The sequence below is a fragment of the Paenibacillus sp. MAHUQ-45 genome, from assembly GCF_058133325.1.
Map to the genome: position 1 here is coordinate 678,916 of NZ_JBYUPV010000002.1, position 22,494 is coordinate 701,409.

At 45.0% G+C, this 22,494-nt stretch carries 15 protein-coding genes; 12 read left to right on the forward strand and 3 right to left on the reverse strand.

Annotated elements, in window-relative coordinates; all coding sequences use genetic code 11:
• Window positions 1-19: 19 nt before the first annotated feature.
• Window positions 20-1,471, forward strand: coding sequence for a nicotinate phosphoribosyltransferase (locus tag AC3Y23_RS06850; protein ID WP_379196944.1), 1,452 nt, complete (start codon window positions 20-22; stop codon window positions 1,469-1,471).
• Window positions 1,472-1,717: 246 nt separating this feature from the next.
• Here AC3Y23_RS06850 and AC3Y23_RS06855 read toward each other — a convergent pair whose 3' ends face one another.
• Complete coding sequence (locus tag AC3Y23_RS06855) at window positions 1,718-3,061, reverse strand: amino acid permease (protein WP_379196946.1); 1,344 nt, start codon at window positions 3,059-3,061, stop codon at window positions 1,718-1,720.
• A gap of 361 nt (window positions 3,062-3,422) precedes the next feature.
• Here AC3Y23_RS06855 and AC3Y23_RS06860 point away from each other — a divergent pair, with 361 nt between their 5' ends.
• The 6 genes from AC3Y23_RS06860 to AC3Y23_RS06885 all read left to right on the forward strand — a co-directional run bounded on the left by AC3Y23_RS06860 (window position 3,423) and on the right by AC3Y23_RS06885 (window position 12,329).
• The gene (locus AC3Y23_RS06860; protein ID WP_379197162.1) at window positions 3,423-4,433 is read left to right on the forward strand and encodes a 2-oxoacid:acceptor oxidoreductase family protein; all 1,011 of its coding nucleotides are present in this window, start codon (window positions 3,423-3,425) and stop codon (window positions 4,431-4,433) included.
• Window positions 4,434-4,457: 24 nt separating this feature from the next.
• Window positions 4,458-6,764, forward strand: coding sequence for a thiamine pyrophosphate-dependent enzyme (locus AC3Y23_RS06865; protein ID WP_379196948.1), 2,307 nt, complete (start codon window positions 4,458-4,460; stop codon window positions 6,762-6,764).
• 328 nt (window positions 6,765-7,092) lie between these two features.
• Window positions 7,093-7,770, forward strand: a complete 678-nt coding sequence (locus AC3Y23_RS06870) for a response regulator transcription factor (RefSeq protein WP_379196950.1) — start codon at window positions 7,093-7,095, stop codon at window positions 7,768-7,770.
• A gap of 112 nt (window positions 7,771-7,882) precedes the next feature.
• Complete coding sequence (locus tag AC3Y23_RS06875; protein ID WP_379196952.1) at window positions 7,883-8,110, forward strand: hypothetical protein; 228 nt, start codon at window positions 7,883-7,885, stop codon at window positions 8,108-8,110.
• Between the two features lie 822 nt (window positions 8,111-8,932).
• Window positions 8,933-10,204, forward strand: a complete 1,272-nt coding sequence (locus AC3Y23_RS06880) for a sensor histidine kinase (RefSeq protein WP_379196954.1) — start codon at window positions 8,933-8,935, stop codon at window positions 10,202-10,204.
• A gap of 379 nt (window positions 10,205-10,583) precedes the next feature.
• Window positions 10,584-12,329, forward strand: coding sequence for a DUF885 domain-containing protein (locus tag AC3Y23_RS06885; protein ID WP_379196956.1), 1,746 nt, complete (start codon window positions 10,584-10,586; stop codon window positions 12,327-12,329).
• A 668-nt stretch (window positions 12,330-12,997) separates the two neighbouring features.
• On the opposite strand, the gene AC3Y23_RS06890 is transcribed toward AC3Y23_RS06885, so the two are convergent.
• Window positions 12,998-14,713, reverse strand: coding sequence for an ABC transporter ATP-binding protein (locus AC3Y23_RS06890; protein WP_379196958.1), 1,716 nt, complete (start codon window positions 14,711-14,713; stop codon window positions 12,998-13,000).
• A gap of 381 nt (window positions 14,714-15,094) precedes the next feature.
• A complete protein-coding gene (locus AC3Y23_RS06895) occupies window positions 15,095-16,420 on the reverse strand; it encodes a radical SAM protein (protein WP_379196960.1) in 1,326 nt (441 codons plus the stop codon).
• A 307-nt stretch (window positions 16,421-16,727) separates the two neighbouring features.
• Here AC3Y23_RS06895 and AC3Y23_RS06900 point away from each other — a divergent pair, with 307 nt between their 5' ends.
• The 5 genes from AC3Y23_RS06900 to AC3Y23_RS06920 all read left to right on the forward strand — a co-directional run bounded on the left by AC3Y23_RS06900 (window position 16,728) and on the right by AC3Y23_RS06920 (window position 22,482).
• Window positions 16,728-17,465, forward strand: a complete 738-nt coding sequence (locus tag AC3Y23_RS06900) for a LytR/AlgR family response regulator transcription factor (protein WP_379196962.1) — start codon at window positions 16,728-16,730, stop codon at window positions 17,463-17,465.
• 104 nt (window positions 17,466-17,569) lie between these two features.
• Window positions 17,570-18,166: a hypothetical protein gene (locus AC3Y23_RS06905; RefSeq protein WP_379196964.1), complete on the forward strand. Its 597-nt coding sequence runs from the start codon at window positions 17,570-17,572 to the stop codon at window positions 18,164-18,166.
• A 248-nt stretch (window positions 18,167-18,414) separates the two neighbouring features.
• Complete coding sequence (locus AC3Y23_RS06910) at window positions 18,415-20,040, forward strand: peptidase G2 autoproteolytic cleavage domain-containing protein (protein WP_379196966.1); 1,626 nt, start codon at window positions 18,415-18,417, stop codon at window positions 20,038-20,040.
• A 329-nt stretch (window positions 20,041-20,369) separates the two neighbouring features.
• The gene (locus AC3Y23_RS06915; RefSeq protein WP_379196968.1) at window positions 20,370-20,855 is read left to right on the forward strand and encodes an SRPBCC family protein; all 486 of its coding nucleotides are present in this window, start codon (window positions 20,370-20,372) and stop codon (window positions 20,853-20,855) included.
• Between the two features lie 589 nt (window positions 20,856-21,444).
• Window positions 21,445-22,482: a CobW family GTP-binding protein gene (locus AC3Y23_RS06920; protein WP_379196970.1), complete on the forward strand. Its 1,038-nt coding sequence runs from the start codon at window positions 21,445-21,447 to the stop codon at window positions 22,480-22,482.
• Window positions 22,483-22,494 lie beyond the last annotated feature (12 nt).

The window sequence follows — 22,494 nt, forward strand, 5'->3', positions numbered from 1 at the left end:
GAGACTAGGAGATGAGGATTTGAGAAGAGAACTTGCCCTTCATACAGATAAGTACCAGATCAATATGATGTATGCCCACTGGGTCAACGGAAGTCATAAGCGCAAAGCGGTATTCGAAGCCTATTTCCGCAAACTGCCGTTTGGAAACGGCTTTGCTGTATTTGCAGGGCTGGAGCGCATTGTCGGCTATATCGCCGGACTACGCTTCACGGAGGAAGATATTCGTTATTTGTCAGAGCAGGAGGAGAACTACGCGCCCGCCTTTTTGGAGGAGTTGCTGCAATTCCACTTTCAGGGCACGATCCATTCGATGAAAGAAGGCGCACTTGTCTTTCCTGACGAGCCGCTGCTTCGGGTCGAAGGAACAATTATGGAGACTCAACTGGTAGAAACGGCTATTTTGAACTTCATGAACTACCAGACGCTGATCGCTACCAAGGCATCGCGTATCAAGCAGGTTGCACCTAACGATATCTTACTTGAGTTCGGCACACGGCGGGCTCAGGAAGCAGATGCCGCAGTGTGGGGTGCACGAGCCGCCTATGTCGCAGGCTTCGATGCCACCTCTAATATGCTGGCTGGGAAGCTGTTCGGCATTCCCACTAAGGGTACGCATGCGCATTCCTGGGTACAGAGCTTTGGCAGTGAGCAGGAGGCATTTGATGCTTACGCAAAGGTTATGCCTGACGGAGTTACACTGCTGGTGGACACGTTCGATACCTTACGGAGTGGCGTACCAAATGCCATTAATACGGCCAAGATGCTGGAGTCTCAGGGCAAACGGATGAACGCTATACGTCTGGACAGCGGTGACTTGGCCTATCTATCCCGGCAAGCTCGCCAGATGCTTGATGATGCCGGCTTGCAATATGTGAAGATTGTCGCCTCCAATGATCTCGATGAGAATACGATCATGAACTTGAAGTCTCAAGGTGCGGCGATCGATACTTGGGGTGTCGGTACTCAACTGATTACTGCCTCTGATCAGCCTTCACTCGGCGGAGTCTACAAGCTGGTGGAGATCGAATCGGCGAACGGGGAGATGATCCCGACGATCAAAATCTCCTCGAACCCTGAGAAGGTCTCCACGCCGGGCAAGAAGGATGTGTTCCGTATTATCGGAACGAACGGTAAAGCATTGGCCGATTACATCAGCTTCCCTGAAGAGGAGATTCCGCGGAACGGAGCGCGTCTTAAGCTGTTCAATCCGCTGCATCCTTATATGAAAAAGCATGTGGATCGCTATGAGGCGCTGCCGATGCTGGAGCCGATCTTCGTGAACGGATTCCAGGTCTATAAGCTTCCTGATCTGGAAGAAATTCGCCGGTATCACCGGGAACAGCTGGATCTGTTCTGGCCGGAATACCTGCGCAAGCTGAACCCTGAGGTCTATCGGGTGAATCTCAGCCAGCAGGTATGGAGCCGCAAGCAGCAGCTCATTGCTGAGCATATGCAGGCGGATCAGGAATAGCAGGCTTATGATTGAATAGCAGCTTTTTTAATGCTGCAATAAGCAAGGGGTTGTCCCGATGGCCGTTTTAAGGCTTTGGGACAGCCCCTTGTTTAGTTTTTAATACAAGTGTGATTGTCGGGGCGTTATAGTGGACATGTATTAATATTAAGGGTTTACGATAATGTCCGTTGAAAAAAATCAAACATAAAGAGCAGCGCTTCTCCCAACAAGGGATAGTCGCTGCTCTGTTGTTGTGCCCGCATTCTATTTTCTTTTTTTAAATTTCACAAAAGACCAGACGATTAAGAACAGCAGGAACGCCAGGCAAGCGTCAATGCTGATACGATTCTTCGTATCAAACAGAAACAGGCTGGCAATCACTATTAGACAGGTAACCGTCAGGGTAGTGATGTACGGGAAGCCCCAGACTTTAAAGCTAGGCTCCTGGGGATATCTTCTGCGCAGCTTGAGCTGGGCCAGCGTGATTGAGATCCACACTAACAGCACCACAAAGCCTGGAACAGCCATTAGCAAGGCGAATAACCTGTCCTGTGCAAAATATGCCAGCATCGAACCGATTCCAAGTACAGCGGCACAGAGCTTCAGGCTGTTCAGCGGTACACCTCGTGTGGTGGTACGCGCCAGAGCTTTAGGAGCTTCGCCTTGGGAAGCCATGGAATGGAGCATCCGGGTTGCTCCGTAAATTCCTGAATTGGCTGCCGACAGTACGGCAGTGATCAGGATAAAGTTCATCACATGTGCGGAGCCTTTCAGACCCGTGGAGGCCAGCACCTGCACAAAGGGACTTGTCTGATCGTTCAGCTGATTCCATGGCATAAGACCGCAGATCACCAGGATCGGCAGGGTATAGAACAGGACCACGCGTAGAATGAGATTTTTGACCACCTTGGGCAGTACTTTTTCTGCATCCTTCGTCTCGGTCAATGTCAGACCGATCAGCTCAGAACCGCCGTAGGCGAACATCACGACCAGTAGCGCGGAGAAAATGGAGGTCCAGCCATTCGGTAGAAATCCGCCATAATCCGTAAAGTTACGCAGATAAGGAGCACCTTCCGCCAAAGGGAGAAGTCCGAAAATCAACGCGGCTCCGAGAATGATGAAGATAAAGATCATTGCGATTTTGATGCCGGCCAGCCAGAACTCCGCTTCTCCATAACCACCGACACTCATCGTGTTAATACCAATAATCAAAGCCCCGCTTGCCAGACTGAGCAGCCACAGCGGTACATCGGGCAGCCAATATTGCAAGAAGCTTCCTGCAGCCAGTATTTCAATGACGCAGACCGTCAGCCACATGAAGCAGTACATCCAGCCCACGATAAAAGAAAGTCGTTCTCCAAACGCCTCGCGGATAAAATCCTTCATATTTCTGTTCGGGTAGACTGAAGCCATCTCGGCAATCGCACCCATGACCACTAGCAGGAGCAGCCCTCCTAAGGCGTAGGACAGAACAATCCCCGGCCCGGCAATTCCGATGGTCTCGGAACTCCCCTTGAAAATTCCTGTGCCGATTACACCGCCCATGGCCATAAAGCTGATATGCCTTGGCAGCAATTTTTTCTGTAGTTCGGCTTCATTTGACTTCACTATCGATGCACCCAACCCTCTATACAATTTATACAACAAGAATATAGTGTATCCTGAATCGTTTACCTTGAAAAGTACAAATCACACGTTAGGGCAAGTTCGCTAATAGAACATTGTCACAACCGGGTAAGCCTTTTAGGCGCCTAACTGTGATTTTTATCATCCATTCTGTGATGAATTTAACATCTTAATTTTTAATATTGTTGCTAAAGTAAGGATGACAGATACGATCCACACTGAAATTTCCAAACCATGGAAAAATGCAAGATTTGTCACTTCGCGGCAAATGGAATCAAGTTATAATCTTTGAAACAGTCAAAAGGATACTATTCTTATGAAAACCTTGAAAGGGGTTATGTCGGTGGTACAGTTACCAAAAGTAAACGACCTCGGTTTTTTTGAGATTCGTCTGGAGTCTATTGGGGGCCTGGGAGCGAATCTGGCCGGTAAAATGCTTGCTGAAGCGGGGGTTGTCGGGGCTGGAATGAACGGGGTGAGCTTCTCATCCTATGGTTCGGAGAAAAAGGGCTCTCCCGTAAAAGCACATATTCGTTTTTGTGATCTGAATACGCCTATCCGTGATACTTCCCCGGTGGAGCGTCCCCATGTCGTCGGTGTTTTTCATGAAGCGCTGGCGAAGACCATCAACGTTACTAGCGGAATTTATGAACATAGCACGGTGCTGGTCAACTCGGCCAAGTCGCCTGAGGAACTAAAGTCATCTATGAACATGATGGCAGGCACCATAGCTGTAGTGGACGCGACCAGCATCGCGCTGGACGAGAAGAATCGTGTGAATATGGCCATGCTGGGGGCGCTGTTCCGGATGTGCGATTTTCTGGACCCGGAGATTATGAAAGACGTCATCGAGAAATCACTCGGCAAAAAATACCCGCAAGCCGTGCACTCGGCAATCGTAACGTTTGAGCGTGGCTTTAATGAAGTGAAGTTTATGCATTTCCCACTGCCGGAAGGCGCAGAGATGCCTCAGTTCGTCCGTTCCGACATTTCGGCGCTGGGATATGATACCCAAACCATCGGGGGCACAATCATCAGCGCGGGCAGTACAATGTTGAAAAATCTCAGCATTTCCCGTTCCGGACATTTGCCTCATTTTAAAGCGGAAGACTGCATTCACTGTGCTCAGTGCGATACTGTCTGTCCCGATTTGTGCTTCGTATGGGATGAATTGCCGGACAAGAAGGGACGTCCGCAGATGTTCCTGCAGGGGATCGATTATCAATACTGTAAGGGCTGCCTGAAATGCGTCGAAGCCTGTCCAACCACCGCCTTGTCGGGTGAACGGGAGGAAGAGGGCTACGCAGAGAGTCACACGGTCCGTCAGCATTTCGATCTCGTTACCCAAGCTTAAATTGGAAGGAAAGGTGGAACACACATGGCAATCGACTATGAAAAAGAACTAGGCTCTGCCAAGGTGGAGCAGAAATTCCTATATGAATCCGGCAATGAAATGGCTGCCTACGCCGCCCATCAGATAAACTATCATGTCATGGGCTATTTTCCAATTTCGCCATCTACGGAGGTTGCTCAGTTTCTCGATACGATGAAAGCTAGTGGACAGCATGATATTTTGCTGATTCCTTCAGATGGTGAACATAGCTCAGCCGGTATCTGCTACGGGGCTTCAACAGCAGGTGGACGGGTGTTTAACGCAACGAGCGCGCAGGGCTACATGTTTATGCTGGAGCAAATGCCAGTACAAGCCGGTACTCGGATGCCAATGGTCATGAACTTGATCTGCCGCTCCATTTCCGGACCTCTGAACATTCACGGTGACCACTCAGACTTGTACTTTGCCCTGAATACAGGCTGGCCGATTCTGATGTGCCGTGATCCGCAGTCCGTATATGATATGAACCTGATGGCACTGAAGCTGGCGGAGCATGCCAAGGTTCGTCTTCCGGTAATGGTAGCTTCGGACGGTTATTTTACTTCTCATCAGAAACGCCGTGTACAGGCTTTTGCCCACCGTAGTGATGTGCATAAATTCGTAGGCGAGCAGCCGCCAGCGGGCTTCACCGATACACTTGACCGCAACAACCCAGTTACCGTCGGACCTTACATGAACGAACCTGACTACATCAACAACCGTTACCAGCAGTCGGTAGCTATGTACAATGCCGGGGAAGTTTTCGAAGAAATCGCCAAGGAATTCGGCGAGCTGACCGGACGTCATTACCCGATGATTGAAGAATACCGGATGGAAGACGCAGAGGTAGCGGTGTTCCTGATGAATTCCGCTTCAGAGATCATCAAGGATGTTGTGGATCAGCTTCGCTTGCAAGGAATTAAGGCCGGAGCAATCTCGCCGAATATGATCCGCCCATTCCCGCAAAAGCAGATCGCGGAAGCGCTTAAGCATGTAAAGGCCATCACCGTTGGTGACCGTGCGGACTCTGTCGGTGGACACGGCGGTAACATGGTGAACGAGATCAAGGCTGCGCTATTCACATATGGCAATACAACGACCAAAGTCATTAGCCGTATTTATGGCTTGGGCGGTAAGGATTTTTATGCAGAGGATGGACATAGCTTCTTCAAGCTGGCGCTGGATGCCGTAGCAGCAGATCGGATAGAAGTGCCGTTCGACTATTATGGCCACAATCCAGGTGCACCTGAGAAGGCGCCTCAGCGACTGCTGAAGCCAATGGATTTCGATGCCCTGAAGACCGGACTTATTACGGTAAAACAGGATGAAGCCACAGGCAAGCTGAGTGTGCGGATTCCGCCGCTTCGCAACTTGACGAGGAAGCCAAAACGTCTGGCACCAGGCCATGGAGCGTGTCCAGGCTGCGGGATTTTCTCGGGACTGGAGACCTTTTTCAAAGGCATCGAAGGGGACATAGTGGCGTTGTATCACACGGGCTGTGCCATGGTAACAACGACAGGATATCCATATTCGGCTCATAAATCTACATTTATTCACAATCTGTTTCAGAACGGTGCAGCGACGCTGTCCGGCGTAGTAGAAATGTTCTGGGAGCGCAAACGCCGCGGGGAACTGGATGGTCTTGGCCTGAAGGATGACTTTACCTTTGTGATGGTTACCGGGGACGGTGGCATGGATATCGGGATGGGACCTGCTATCGGTGCAGCACTGCGCGGACACAAGATGATTATTGTGGAGTACGACAATGAAGGTTACATGAACACTGGCGCACAGCAGTCCTATTCTACGCCGCTGGGCCATCGTACTTCGACTTCCAGCATTGGCAAGAACCAGCAGGGTAAAGTCACACAGCATAAGGATACTGCGCAGATTATGGCGGCAACCAATATCCCGTATGTGTTTACAGGAGCTGAAGCCTATCCGCAGGATCTGGTGAAAAAAGCAGCCAAAGCCCAATGGTACGCCCAGAACGAAGGTCTGGTCTACGGCAAAATCCTGATCGCCTGCCCGCTCAACTGGATGTCTGAGGACAAGGAAGGCACGAACATCGTGTCCCTGGCCGTGGAATCCTGTTTCTTCCCACTCTACGAAGTGGAGCACGGAATTACGAACATTACGTACAACCCGGAGGACAAGAACAAACGCCTGCCGCTTACCGACTGGCTCAAGACCATGGGCAAAACCCGTCATCTCCTGAAGCCGGAGAACGAGCCCGCCCTGCACAGCTTCGAGGACGAGGTCCAGCGCCGTTGGAGTCGGCTCATAGCGAAGCATGAGCATCCGGATTTGTAGAATTATTTTATGAAAATTTAAGAAGTGAATTGGGGCTGCCCCTGTAGTTGGCAAGATGACTATGGGGGTGGCTTTGTTTTGCTAGGATGCTAGTAGTGATTGACAAAAAGTAAATATTATCTAAAAATCAACTTGAGGATTTTGTGCTTATTTAATGTCTGATTTTAGATTTGTGTAGGATTTTTTAATTAATCCTATACACCTGAATTTTCCCCAGTAAAAGTATTCATAACTAGATTTTTTGATATTGAAGCGGATCCGCAGTGGACTCACAAACCCATTAAGATATGTTACACTACCCCATATATGTTCATAGATGGAGGAATTTATGAAGCTATTGATCGTAGAGGACGATATTGGGATATCGTATACAATTGCAAGAGTTATGCAGGATGAAGGGCATAAGGTTACGGAGTGTCATAACGGTGAAGAGGGCTTGCATCACGCATTGTACGGCGAGTTCGATTTAATTATTTTGGATATTATGCTGCCTAAGGTTGATGGATTTAAGTTCATCCAAGAGCTGAGGAAGCAAAGAGTGGATACCCCGATTCTTTGTCTGACGGCAAAAGACGGATTGAGCGACCGGGTAAGGGGGTTAACGCTCGGAGCGGACGATTATGTGGCAAAGCCATTCGAGATTCCAGAGCTAATCGTTAGAGCTAAAGTGCTGCTGCGCCGTTATGGTAAGGTTAATCAAGAAGAGCAGATTAGCTACGGCCCGATTGCTATTCAAGTTAGAAATCGAGCAATAACGGTCACAGGAGAAGAGCTGACTTTAACAGAGAAGGAATATGAGCTGTTTGAGTACCTGCTCATGAATAAAGAGCAGATCGTGACGAAGGAGCAAATCTATAACCGAATTTGGGGACTCGATTCGGAAGCGGGAATTGGCATCGTTGAGCTCTATGTCCATTATCTTCGGAAGAAGCTGTCACCATGGCATGCCGATCAATATATCCAAACCGTAAGAGGTTTGGGCTACATACTCAGAATAAACGAATAGTATTTCAAAGGGAAATCAAAGGTTCATCTTTATATATACTCCTTATACTCTATAAGATTAATGCATGAACCTTATAAGACAGATGTTTAAGAACACCAGATTGACTATTTTATTGGCAACAGGATTATTTGTCTTGCTGACTGTAGGTGGTTTGTTATGGCGGGTTCAACAGAATTCAGAGGACTTCGGCACCATGATTCAAAATATGGCGCTTGCCACCCTGAATGAGGACCCCGAGTTTCAGCTTTATTATAGTGCGGAAGAAGTGAATGGTCTTCGATGGGATTCCATTAAGCTTTCCGACTATTCGGATGCCTATTACCAACAAAATAAACGATGATACCGAAGAATTTTTGAAAAAGTAGAATGCATTCGACGCTGCCAAACTTTCCTCGGAAAACAAGCTTACCTACGATATCCTCAAATGGAACCTAAGCGCGGAGCAGCAATTGAACAAATATTCGGATTTGAACACAGGCGGATATCTTTCTCTAATCAATTTCTCGCCGTGTTTTGCGAATAACTACCCGATTCGTAGCCAAGCAGATGCAAAAAATTATATTGTTGCGCTGAATGGGTTTTCGGACAAGGTCGCACATTTCATAGACAGAATTCAGGACAAACAAGAGAAAGGGTTCATCCCCACTTCTGAATCTTGAAGGAAATACTCACGGGTTATGAAAATTTACGGAACATGAAACCGGAAAAAACGGTATTGCACACTTCATATGTAGAGCAATTATCGGAGATAAAGGGGGTTGGAGTCAGCCGGGTGAGGGAGAGTATTATTCTGCTCTGCTTAGAGTTTACACGGGCACGGACTTCAGTCCTCTGGAAATTAACGAGATCGCCAAACGCAAAGCGGAAGATATTGTAAAGGAGCTAAGAAGGCCTGGTCCCGGGGAAAACACAAGAGACTACAGCTGTAAACAAACGCGTAGTACGAGATAAATTACTGCAAACGGTTAACCGCAGTATGTCGGAAATAAAGCCCAAGTTGTTCGTTTGGTTTGAAGAAGCGCTTATTCCCAGCAATTCAGTGGATGGGTGTTTATATCCGGCTCCGTTCTTCTTCGTAACGGTAATATGCCATTTCCGATACTGGAGCAGCAAGTGAATCAATATATCAAGTCCGTCAAATAAAAGGAGAGCAGACCCCGACATGATTAAACGCACGCTAGTACGAATGACGATATGGAACAGCACGGTCGTATTTTGCTTGCTCATCATGCTGGGGGGAGCGTTATACGAGCTGGTGCGTTATCGGATCTATTCCGACATTGACCGTCAGCTGGTATTTAATATTGACAATATGTATCAAATTTCTCTAAATAACGGGGATCAAGTCATTAACATTGATTCGAAAGAACCGGAACGTTTTAAGATGTTATTTTATTGGGATTCCAACGATACATTGATTCAAAGCGTATATTATAAATCGCCATATATCGTATTGGGTTCAATGCTTCGGGAAAAACAAAACTACCTGGGACCCGAGTCGATACGCGTGGGCAAGAAAACCTATCGATTCGTGAGCAGACCCTATCAAGGCAATTTGCCAGTAGTCGAGAAGCTGTCTAACACGCCTTTGAAAACAGTTCAGATATTTACGGAAATTTCTGCCGAGGCGTATTATTTGAATCGGTTATTATGGAGTATTAGTATCGGAATCGGTATCGGCGCGTTATTATCTATCATCGCAGGTTACGCATTGGCTAGACGGGCGCTCATTCCGATTCAGAAGGCTTGGGACAAGCAGCAGCAATTCGTTGCAGATGCCTCTCACGAGTTGAGGAGCCCGCTTTCGGTCGTCCGAGGGCAAGCACAAATATTGTTACGCCATCCCGATCATACGATCGAGGAAGAAAGCGCTCCAATTTCAGCCATTCTGAAAGAAACAAAAAGAATGAGCAACATGGTAGACGGGCTACTTCTTCTGGCAAGAGGCGATTCACATGAGGAAGTTATCTCATGCAAACCTGTGCGAATTGACGCGATCATTAAAGAGATTGCAAAAAATATGGAGCCCATAATGGATTATAAGCATTTGCGTTTACAGCTTCATGTCGAAGGCTCGGAATTGCTCATGAATGGAGATGAGGATCGTCTCATACAGTTGTTCATGATTTTGTTGGATAATGCTATTAAATTTACGCAGGCGGATGGGCAAATCGATCTTGAGTGTCTTAGGCAGGGGAAGTCAGTTCTCATAACCGTCAAGGATAACGGAGTGGGTATTTCGGAACACGAATTACCACTCGTATTTAATCGATTTTACAAGGGAGATTCCTCTAGAAATAGAGGGGATCATGGTGCGGGTCTAGGGCTATCGATCGCGCGTTGGATCGTCGATCAACATCAAGGCTCTGTCCACATTAGCAGCGGGGTAGGGTGTGGTACGACTGTTATGATTCGTATTCCGGTGATTACTTAAATAATAGAGTTGATAGGATACCGCGGCAGCCGACCAGACAATCGGCTGCCGTTTTCATTAAGCTAAAGGACAAATAAGTTGAATTGCGGTGAACCTTACCTCTAGTCAGTGGTTATAAAGCGGTAAATAGAATTGAAGGTTGATGAAGGAGTAAATCTATAACCGAATTTGGGGACTCGATTCGGAAGCGGGAATTGGCATCGTTGACTCTATGTCCATTATCTTCAGAAGGAGCTGTCTTCTTGGCATGCCGATCAATATATCCAAACCGTAAGAGGTTTGGGCTACATACTCAGAATAAATGAGTAGTTTTTCAAAGGGAAATCAAAGGTTCATTAGCTATAATCTCCTAAAACACATATAAAGGGGGATATAAGATATGAACCTTGTACCACAGGTATTTAAGAAAAATCGTCTGGCCTTGCTATTGGCTGTGGGATTTCTCGTATTGCTGATTGCAGGCGGTTTGTTATGGCAGACCCAACATCAGTCAGAGAGTTTTGACGCATTGATTCAGAAGATGGCGTTTGATACGCTTAAGGATAACCCTGAGACACAGCTTTTTTTTGACGTGAAAAATGTGGAGGGAATCCGATGGGATCCCACTAAGCTTACGGACCTGTCGGATGCCGATTACGAACAATTAAACGAAGAGAGAAATGGTTTTCTTAAAAAATTGAATAACTATGATGCTGCCAAGCTTTCCCCGGAAGACAAACTCACCTACGATATCCTCAAATGGAACCTAGGCGCGGCGCAGCAAGTATATAAATATGGGGATCTGAACACGAATCACTACATTTCCCTATCCATTTTTCCGCCGTATTTCGCGAACAACTATCCGATTCGCAACCAAGCAGATGCAAAGAATTATATCGTTGCGCTGAACGGGTTTTCGGATAAAGTCGCGCATGTCATAGATAGAATTCAAGACAGACGGGAGAAAGGTATTGTCCCTGCTTCTGAATTTCTGAAGGAAATGCTTACGAGTTACAGCAATTTGCGGAATACGAAACCGGAAGAAACGATTCTGTACGGTTTATATGCAGAAAAATTAACCGAGTTAAAACTCAATCCCTCCGAAGAGGAGAAGCTAAAAAAAGCGTTAGCGCAAACCCTAACCGATCATGTACTGGCTTCTTACGGCAAACTTGCCGATGTGATCAAGAACGATCTTATGAAGCAAGCATCCGTGAGCCAAGGAATCTGGAGTCAGCCGGGCGGCAGCGAGTATTATTCTGCAAGCCTCAAACTTACTACGGGTACGGACCTCAGTCTTCAGGAAATTCACGAGATTGCTAAACGCAAGGTAGAAGAGACCGTGAAGGAGCTAAGAAGGGGAGCTTCGGGTCAAGCACAGACTACATCTGCAGCCAGATTACTAACCGGAGACGAATTGCTGCAAGCGTTAAATAGCAGTCTGTCGGATGCCACGCCCTACTTGTCCGATTGGTTTGAAGAGGAGCTTATCCCGGACCATCCCGTGGACGTGCGGGCGTATTCGGCTCTTTTCGCATCGGCAGGTGGAATGTATATCCCCTTATCTATAGATGGTGATAGGATCGGGAGATTTGTCATTCCGCTCGAAAACCCGACCTCCGAAGAAATGGTTAAAATGCTTGCGTTGCATGAGGGTATTCCAGGACATCACTTTCAAATTTCGATTCAATATGATCAACCAACCATTCCATTAATTCGCAAAATAATGATGACGTCTGGATACGTAGAGGGATGGGCGGTCTATATGGAAAGCTTATGCGCGGAGAAGGGCTTACTTGATCGGAACACGGTACTAAACCGTTTGCTGGGCAATTCTATAGGTACCGTGATAGATACGGGTATCCATGGGCTGAAGTGGACAAGAGAACAAGCTAATGAGTATATGGTGAGTGCCATCGGAACCGGGAACGATGCTTGGATTGACAGTGTCATTGCCTATCCAGGACTAAACGAAAGCTATGCGATCGGATCGGAGCAATTCCAATCCCTTCGAGAGAAGGCGGAAAGCGAACTCGGGGATCGCTTCGATATCAAGGCATTTCATTCCGTTCTTCTTCGAAGTGGTAATATGCCATTTCCGATATTGGAGCAGCAAGTGAATCAATACATCAAGTCCGTCAACTAAAAGAAGAGCAGAACCCGGTATGATTAAACACACTAGTACGAATGACGATATGGAACAGATGGAATAATCAATTAATGATCAATGAAAGATCAGTAATAAATTGGTTATCTAGGAGCAGAAGTGAGGAGAGGGGAGCCGCTATTTATTTCACACTGCATAAATCAATTTGGGAATTTATTAATAAATGATGGCGAAGAATTCCCAGCAATATGCCCATATGCATACGCTTATCTAAACTGGAGAAAAACAATTCTAAAATCAGAACCTTTTCACAGCAATATTAGATGAAGAGAAGAGCAATTTCAAGAATGAAGCCATTTACTCCATTACATGTTGCAATAAATCCCAATTGACATAAGAAACTATGTCAAGCCATACGTGAAAAATACGATTTTTAAATAAAAGAAAAAGAATCATTCTTTGATGATACTGTAGAAAGTTTATTCCGAAATCTTATAATTAGCCGCGTATGGGTAAACCATTGATCTAGAATTTCAGATCAATGGTTTTTTTATTGTCAAGGAAGAGAGCTGTCGTTACGGTAATCGGTACATGTTCTTGTCCTCTGGTGGTTAGCATACACCATCTACTGAAGAATCTAACATGAGCTATTAAACTACTTTAATTGAAGAAAAACATTGTAGGCTATTAGTGCCTGATGCGAAATTTCATGAGTTCATTTTCAATAGATTATGTAAAGGAGGCACCTCCGTTGTTTCCCTCATGAAATTAACTGCCTGCACAGCCCCATCCTTAAGGTAATACAGGGTCTCGCAAATATTTTGAATATCTTGGCTGTGTGTGATTATTATAATGATTTTGTTATGCTTTATCGTATCCAAATATTCCATAAATTTAATAGAGCTCTCTATATCAAGAGCAGATGTAGGTTCATCAAAAATCATAACCTCAGGGTTTTTATTCAATACGCGCAATATGGACATTTTTTGTTTTTCTCCACCAGATAGGTTAGTGTTGTTCTCATGTATAATCGTATCTAATCCTTCAGGTTGCCCATTTATATAGTCGCTTAAATTCAATATATCAATATATTTATGAAGTAGATCCTCGTCAGGTATAGGAGAACCCAAACAAAGATTATATCTTAATGTATCATTGATTAGTATCGGCTCTTGCTCGGATATCCCGATATGTTTCTGTCTCAGTTCATTTGTATTGATCTCACGGATATCTACATCATTATACGTAATCAATCCATTTCTTTCTTCTGAGTAAAGTCCCGCCAATAAATCAACCAATGTGCTCTTGCCTGAACCATTGGCTCCAATTATTCCATATATTCTACCTTTCTCAAAATGCACTGAAACATCTTCAAGAACCTTATCTCCTCCATAACCAAAACAAAGGCCTGCTGTATGTATGGAGTGGACTTGAGCAAGTGTGCCGTTGCTTTGTTTTTCATCCGGCTGATCTAGAATCTTCATTAAACGGTGATAAGATACAAGGTTTTCCTGGTACGTTTTGCCCAAATTAAAAAAGTATCTCGCGGATCCAAGCATCATATTAAAGTAAGCTGAGAAGATGGTGAACATACCAATAGTGAAGTTCCCTTTCATAATTAGAAAACTTCCGATTAAAAAGAGAAGGATTTGTGCGATCATGGACACGATTCCATCAGCACTAGAGAAGAAATACGATATTCTTTGGTTCTTAATTGCAGCAGAGAATAAGTTCTCAAAGCTGGAAGCTAATCTGTGTCGGAATTCTTTGTGAAAGGAGTGGAGTTTGATAAACCGGGTATATTGAAGCTGCTCTTGTAAACTGGAAAAAAAGGAGCCTTGAGTTTCTTTGAACAACATACTTACTGTAAAAAGGCTTTTCTTTGAGTACGAATAAATTAGTATATATAACATCATAAAGCTTATAAACATTAGAGAAATAACACTGTTCATTCTAAAGGAAATATAAAAAGTGGCTATGAGTGTTAATGCATTGGTCAAAACATTCTGTAAAAAAGTAATGCAGAAAATAACCACAGCATTGGCATCATTGTTGATGGTTTGGTTGAGATATGCAGTATTATTTCTATTTATAAATGAGAGCGACATATCCTGAACGTGAAACAAAACATTTTTATTTAATTCGTAACCTATTCTAACTTGCATCTTTACATACATCATAGAACTCACATAGCCAAGAATTAGCTTCGCCATCGTTATCGCCGCGAAAAACATGCAGTAACGATAGACGGATTCCATTGCTTCTTCAGATACAAGAGCATCTATAAAATTCCCAATCAAGTAAGGACTCAAAATGGAGATGCCGCCAATGATCAAAGTTATTATTATATAGGCAATTAAATACACTTTATATCTTTGAAGATATGGATTGCATAATTTGAAAATTTTAATGGGACTCACCACTTTACGTTAATATAACGCGTTAAAAGAACCGCAAAAGCAGTTTGAAGAATTCATCTCAAACTGCTTTTGGTTAATGCTATGTTAAACCCCTGCATATATTTTTCAGATTAAAACTGTGAGGCTATAAGTAAACTAATTCAAGTTTAAGTCTGACCGTACCCAACTTGCCCAGGACGACATATCATTAGAGTTAAGCAGTTGGATGAACATGGGTTTAAGGGAGAGCATAAGCTACTACCATAATAACAAGTACAACTAGACACTGTTAAAGGTGATAATTCACTACCGGTATTAATTCCTTCAATTAAGTACTCCATTTTTAAGCCTCCTTATTAATAAGTACAAATTGGTAATCTATATGCAAGGGTTCACATACAAAGTTTAAACTGCGGAAGGTTGATGCTGTGGACGAACTGGACTATTTTTAAGTCTTTTAGTAATCACGGTTAAATAATTCTCTAACATGAACTTGTAGATAGAGCACTTATCGTTATTATTCGCCAATCTTCGAAATGGACATCCCCCCATACACACAGGGAGAAGTTTGCATTTGGAGCAACTACCCGAATTCGTCGGATCATACATCATGTAATCCAATAGCGCTTTATTGGCAACACCCTGATTATCATTTATATTGCCGAAGCTCCGTTCCTCATCGCCAATATCGCACCAGCATTTATATAATGTGCCTTCTGCCCCAATAATAAAACTGCTCATACTATCCGCTCCGCAAAAGCATGATGCCAGAGAGGGATAACTATTCAGAATATCAACCTCATTTTGCAGGGATAAATGATGATTAAAATCCTCTTTTGAGAATTCATACATGGTAAGGCACTCTGAGCTCGTATAGCAATTATTATCATTTGATATTTTTCCTAGATAGGGCACTACTCTGTGCTCCATTTTGTGTTCCTTAAGATAGTCAAGGATGTTTTTTCCAGATTCCAAATTATTCTTATCAACGTTTATACGAAGAGAAACATGTGGAAGAATATCAATGTTTTCTTTTAAGTTATTCATAATGACGTTAAAGGTTGGTTCACCATTGGCTAACGGGCGCCGACGATCATGCATTTCGGCCATGCCATCCAAAGTTACTTGAAGCATAGAAATTTTGAATTCTTCGAACTTCTCGACTTTATCTCTTGTTAAAAAATAACCGTTAGTTACCATATTGGCGGAATATTCAATTTTATTCTCTTCGCAAATGGCAATGAAGGCCTTCGAAAGTCGCTCAATCGTATGGAATCCCATCAGCGGCTCACCGCCGTACCATGTTGTATTAAATGCGCTAATAGAGCTAGCTTTACTTTTAAGTAAATCGATAATTTTATCCTCTGTTTCAATGCTCATGTATTTAGGTTTAATTACATCTTTCTCATAACAATACGAGCATCGAAAGTTACAATCCGAGGTCGTAGCAATCGTAAAGGAAAGCGAAGTAGTGGAATATCGACTATTCAGCATGTTAAAGCGGATCAAATCAAGTTCATTCACATCGTCATCAAGTAAAAAGAGTCCTTTCCTGAGTGAAGCAATTAATTGGTCGTCCTCGATGTCTACTCCATTCTCGCAAAATTCCACGAGCATGTTATGTTTGTCTTTTTCAATAAGACCTAAAGCATTTGAACGTGAATTATAGGCAATCAATTTGCTGGTGTCTTCTTCATAGGGGAAAAAGAAATTGTAATTTGATGCTTTCATATTAATCTCTCCCGGATATATATTTTGCACTATATAAGCTGGTTTGAAGTTTGCTTTAAGATAGGATTTGAGAGTGGTTTATGAGAATAATAGCTGCTTGTTATAATCACCTCCGTGATGTTTTTATACGAGCTTTTTTTAGTGAAAGATATTGTGATTATAATCACAAATATAAATGAAGTGTTATCTGTTACCAATAATTATAGCAATAATGGATTAAAAATGTTAAATTATATGCGAAAAACATAAAAAGATATTCAAACATCTATATATTACTATTTTAAGATAAAAAAGGAGGAATATTATATTGTTCCATCTGGCTATTTGTAGTGAAGAAACGGAGATTCATTCACTGTTTACAGCATATCTTGATCAACTTTCATACAACACTTCATTTACATTCAAGATAACCAGTTTTCTTGGAGGAGAGGAGTTAATACAGACCTATAAAGAGCGTCAGGAATATTTATTTGATATCCTCATTATTGATATAGAGATGAAGGATGTGTCCGGAATCGATGTTGCTAACATCATTCGTAGAATACCGGATCGGAACGTACATATCATATTTCTGGCAGATCATGAAGGTTATATGAGAGAAAGTTTAGAGGTTTTAGCCTGTCAATATTTTTTGAAACCCGTCACCTATGCTTTATTTGAAACTAAGATGATCAAACTTTGCAAATATATCCTCTTGTGTATTCATCCAGCTTTAATGCTTAAAACTGAAAGTAAACAAATCGTACTGCGAAATTCTGATATTATTGCAATTCTTAAAATAAAGCACTCGCTTGTTCAAAATAAACTTAACGTAATTACAGAACAGGAAACTCATTTAATTTCAGGAACCCTTTTGGAGTATGCCAATCAATTAACATTCCCGTTTATTCCTATTCATCGTTCCATTATTGTAAATATGGAGCATATTCGACAGTTCAATTCAAATTTCGTACTAATGTCGAATGGAGAGTCTTATACTGTTGGACGAACTCACACTAAAGATTTCAAGAGAGCTTATAATACTTACTTTAATTATCCACATTAAAAATGTGATGGAGATTGTTCGCGAACCGCATATTTCTCACCCCACCAAGCCATGCTACAACTGACAGGTGTAGCATTACGATTTTTTCAGGAAAGGGTGGCGGGATGAAGCGACAATGGCTTCAAGTGCTGGCTGCTGTGTTTGGTTTGACAGCTGTGCTGGCAGGCTGCAGCGGGCATCAGATCCGCAAGGAAGCGGACAAGTACAGCATGAAAGCTTATGAGGACGGGGTGCAGCGCGCACAGTCACAGGGAAAAGGGCTTAACGGGCGTTTTCTGGGTGAAATGCGCCGCTCATTTGCTGGAGAAGGGATTAATTTGACGCACGAGATGTTTGCTGAAGATAGCAGGGGAAATGTCAGCTACCAGTATCTGATCGCCGGACAGCCCTCTCAGAATATTACGCTGCATGTATTCTCAGACTTGAATGAGCGGAAGCAGCGAATTCCGGCTTGGTATGGGAGCAATGATATTGCTGAAACACCAACGACAAAGACAGAGATTTATAGCAAATACAATGCCTCACTTGTCTATACATCGATGGGTAAGGAGAAGGCTAAATATTCTGAAAAAATTAAGGCTTTGTTTACCGGACTGTTGGAACGTTTGAATCTGTCGAAGGAAGAGCCGCCACAGCATCTTAAAAAGCTGCAAAATGGCAATCAGATCTACTACGGACCCACACCAACATCACGAAGCTGATGGGAAATGTGGTTTTAGGCAGGCGTGTCATTCACTAAGGATGATGCGTCTGCTTTTTGGTATGAATCTTGGCTGGGTGAGCAAGAGTTTCTACTGTGGCGTGCTATTATATGCTTGCGGCCTATAATTCTTTCAGTCATCTTGACAGAAAACAGGCGAAGCTCGTAGTTTAATAGCCATTGCTGTCCTATCTAACCCGAATATTATAGCTATGTACAATTAATATATTTTCTGGGGTGATAGGTGGCATGGCAAATGAATACAACCAGAATGAGACTGAGCAATACTCTACAGTAGAGGGAATCGATACAACTTCCAGTGGCATTGCATCGCATGTGGAAGGCTACCAGACCAATGCCACGTTTAACGCAGCTCATGCCGAAGGTAGCAGTACGACCTCAAGCGGGAGCGCCTCTCATGCAGAGGGATACCAGACGTTGGCCAGTGCAGATACAGCGCATGCCGAAGGAAATACAACCACAGCTAGCGGCAGTGCTTCCCATGCGGAAGGTTTTCAGAGTCAGGCTACTGCAGACACGGCTCATGCGGAGGGATCATCGACCATTGCCAGCGGCGTGGCCTCACATGCCGAAGGAACACTAACGACGGCTTCCGGATTATTTTCACACGCTGAAGGGGAAGGGAATACGGCCAGCGGCAGGGCTGCCCATGTGGAAGGCGGAGGCCTAGATCCGCAGTATACGCCCTCTCCGAATCTGGCGAGCGGAGCTAGCAGTCATGCCGAGGGTGTGGGGAGCATCGCCCTTGGGTTCGCTGCTCATGCGGAGGGAGGCACAATTAGTATAACTGGTTCGCCGGGTCCCCGAGCGATCGGAGATTTTTCCCACGCTGAGGGACAAAGCACGGTAGCGATTGGCTCACCGTCCCATGCGGAAGGGCTGAACAGCATCGCCAGCGGCCATGTGGGATCGCACGCTGAGGGGCAGAACACCATTGCCAGTGGAACTGCTTCTCATGCCGAAGGCTTCCATACCCAAGCTAGCGGGTCTTCTGCTCACGCTGAAGGTGCATATACATTGGCCGACGGTCTATTTTCACACGCCGAAGGTATTGGTAACCTAGCCGACGGGCCCTACGCCCATGCGGAAGGTGAGGACAATATCTCCAGTGGTGAAGCCTCCCACGCCGAAGGCCAGGGGAACATTGCTACGTTTGCTGCGTCTCATATTATGGGGCGCTTTGGTGACGCGGATGAAGCGTACTCCTGGTTTATCGGTAACGGTACCTCCAGTACGATTAGAGGATTGGGGGCCAAATGGAGCGGCTCCACCTTCGATATGTTCATTGACGGTATGTATTTGAGTCCGGGTGCTGACTATGCCGAAATGTTCGAGACCGCCGATGGCCTGCCATTAGATGTTGGTTACTTTGTCACCGTTCAGGAAGAGGACCGGATCCGTAGGGCTACATCTGCTGATAATTTTATTATTGGGATTACAAGTGCTACTCCCAGCTTTGTGAGCAACAGTGCAGGACTGCGCTGGCAGAACAAATATGTGACCGATGAGTGGGGGCGCAAACAGTACCATGAAGTGACTCTGCCAGCTAATCAGGACAATGATGGACAAGTGCTGATTCCTGAGCGCAAGGAAATGCAGCCACTCCTGAACCCTGCTTGGGACGCCAATAAGGAATATTTTCCCCGCCTAAAACGGCCGGAATGGGTAGCAGTAGGATTAGTTGGACAAATTCGAGTTCGGGATGATGGAACCTGTGTTACACATGGATATTGCCGACCGAATGACGAAGGGATCGCGACTGCCGCTGAGCACGGATTTTTTGTCCTGAAGCGGACAGGAGCCAATCAGATCGTGGTCCTCTTGAACACCGTTTCGGGGCAAGCGGGACGATGAGAACGACTTTTAACCGGAAGATACATCATTAAAGACCACGGAGAAGTTCATGCAACTGTCCCCATTTCGCCTAGGCACGTATGCTTTCTTCCTGAGACGTTTAATCGGATTGGGTAAGAATGAGGAGTAGCGGAGACTGTTCTTACAGGATTTTTGATAGTAGAATAGATTAGTACAGCGTGTATTGAAAAATAGAGTCCCATCCTATTGCGAAGTAAAAGCTATTATGACCAGTAGCTCGAAGCCGGGGATTATATGATTATAATTCGGAAGATACGAGAATGCTGGAAAGTAATTTCGTATCACTCATTGTACCAAGGAGGATAAAAGTGATAGCTTCCATTGAAAAAACAGAGGTAGGGTATACCGCTCGTTTTGACAGGCATTGGCCTTTTTCCGCAGAGGAAGTATGGTCTTGGTTGACAGAGAATGACAAGCTGCCCCAATGGTTCCCTGAACTGCGAGTGAAAGACCTTCGTAAGGGTGGGAGTCTCATGTTCGACATGCAGAACGGCTCATGTATATCGATGGAGATCACCGATTTTACACGATATGCAGTGTTGGAATTCACCTGGGGCGCTGATCTTGTGCGCTTTGAGCTGTCCCCTGAGACGGGCGGCTGCCATCTGGTATTGATTGAGAAGCTAGGCAAAGTTACAGGTCATACCCCCAAAGACCTTGCGGGATGGCATGTGTGCCTGGAGGTCATTGTATCCTTGCTGGAGGAGAATCCATTACAGTCTCGCGATGAGGAATGGAAGAAGTGGTATGGAGAATATGAGCGGTTGCTACATCCGTATGTAACTGCTGACTGAACTGGGAAAGGAGGACCCGGCCATATTCATGGCTTTAAGGGGACCTCCTTTTTTTGCGCGGCGGTGAACTCAGCCTTCAGGGCTGACCAAAGGCTGGTCAGCGCCTGGAACGTATCGGATTATCTTTTTTTGCGGCTACGAACGCTGGATACTGTGCACATTACATCTTTAACGGAATAAGAGTAGCAGTGTTTTGGAATCGGCACACAGTGATGACGTCTGATGACTTCTACGGGATGAATGACATTGACCACCTGTGGGTGATAGTAATCTTCATACACGAAAGACGGCGGGTCAGTTACAGTTTGTTCTGGACAGTTGGGGCAAAAAGTCATTTCAATTCAGCTCCTCTTCATTGGACTTATCGTATTATACGCACATAACAAAAGCCTGCTTGGTCTATTGTCTTGTAGGCTGTAAATTAGGTGAATGTCACCCCAATACCGAAGCTTTCTGAGCGGTTATCTTGGTTGAAAAGGGTTTTGCCTAAACTTTCGCTAAGCGTGAACAGCATCGGACTGGCTTGCATGGATATGACTTGTTGTAGTACACTCGCTACCATAACGAATTTTTCAGGGAGAGATGAAACATGGAACAGGCCATACCTGTGTATATATTGTCAGGCTTTTTGGGGAGCGGTAAAACAACGTTATTGCAGCGTCTCTTGGATCACTGGAAAGGCCAGGGCTTACGCCCGGCCGTTGTGATGAATGAACTGGGAGAGGTGAATCTGGATGGTCTCCTGGTGGAACAGTCCGTGCCCATGGCTGAATTACTTGGCGGCTGTATCTGCTGCTCAATCCGTGGCGATCTTAGCACTGAACTGGCGACGCTGATCAAGAAGGAATCGCCAGATGTTGTCGTGATTGAAGCAACCGGGGCGGCCAATCCGCTGGAGATCGTTGACGGGGTGACTGAAACCTCGTTGTATCTGAAGGTAGAGCTGAAGAGCCTGATCACCGTTGTGGATGCCGGACATCTTCTGGAGCTGCACCGCGCCCAGCAAGGGGCAACCTATCGTCTTATGCAGGAGCAGATTCGCTGTGCTTCGATACTTATTTTGAACAAGACGGATCGGGTGACGGAAGAAGAGAAGGAGGAAGTTCTGACTGTTCTGCGAAAATGGAATGCATACGCGGCAATAATGCCGGCGGTTCGCTGTGAGCTGGAGTCTGAGGAAGTGCTCAGTCAGGCCGGAGGCATTCGTCTTGAAGCCGAGGATTTAACAGAGGTATCCGAAGAGGATGACACCTTACACGAAGGTGATACAGAGAGCGATCATACTGCATCGGGGTCCACCCATGCGCTGCATGATCATGTCATGGCTTACACCCATTATTTCAAAAATCCGGTGAACAGTGAAGAATTCGAGCAATTTATCAAAGATTTACCGCGGGATGTCTATCGGGCTAAGGGAATTGTGGAGTTCAATGATACCTCTAGCCGATACCTGTTCCAATATGCCTACAGAGAAGCAGATTACATGAAAATCACGCCGCAAGGAGATGTCTCTAACGTGGCGGTATTTATTGGTGAACATTTCTCGTCAGGTGAGCTGCGCAATCAGCTGCTGCGACTGGAGAAACGCCTGCTCGTACGGCCAAATGCAATTAGACGGAGCTTGTAACTGTCTGTGAAG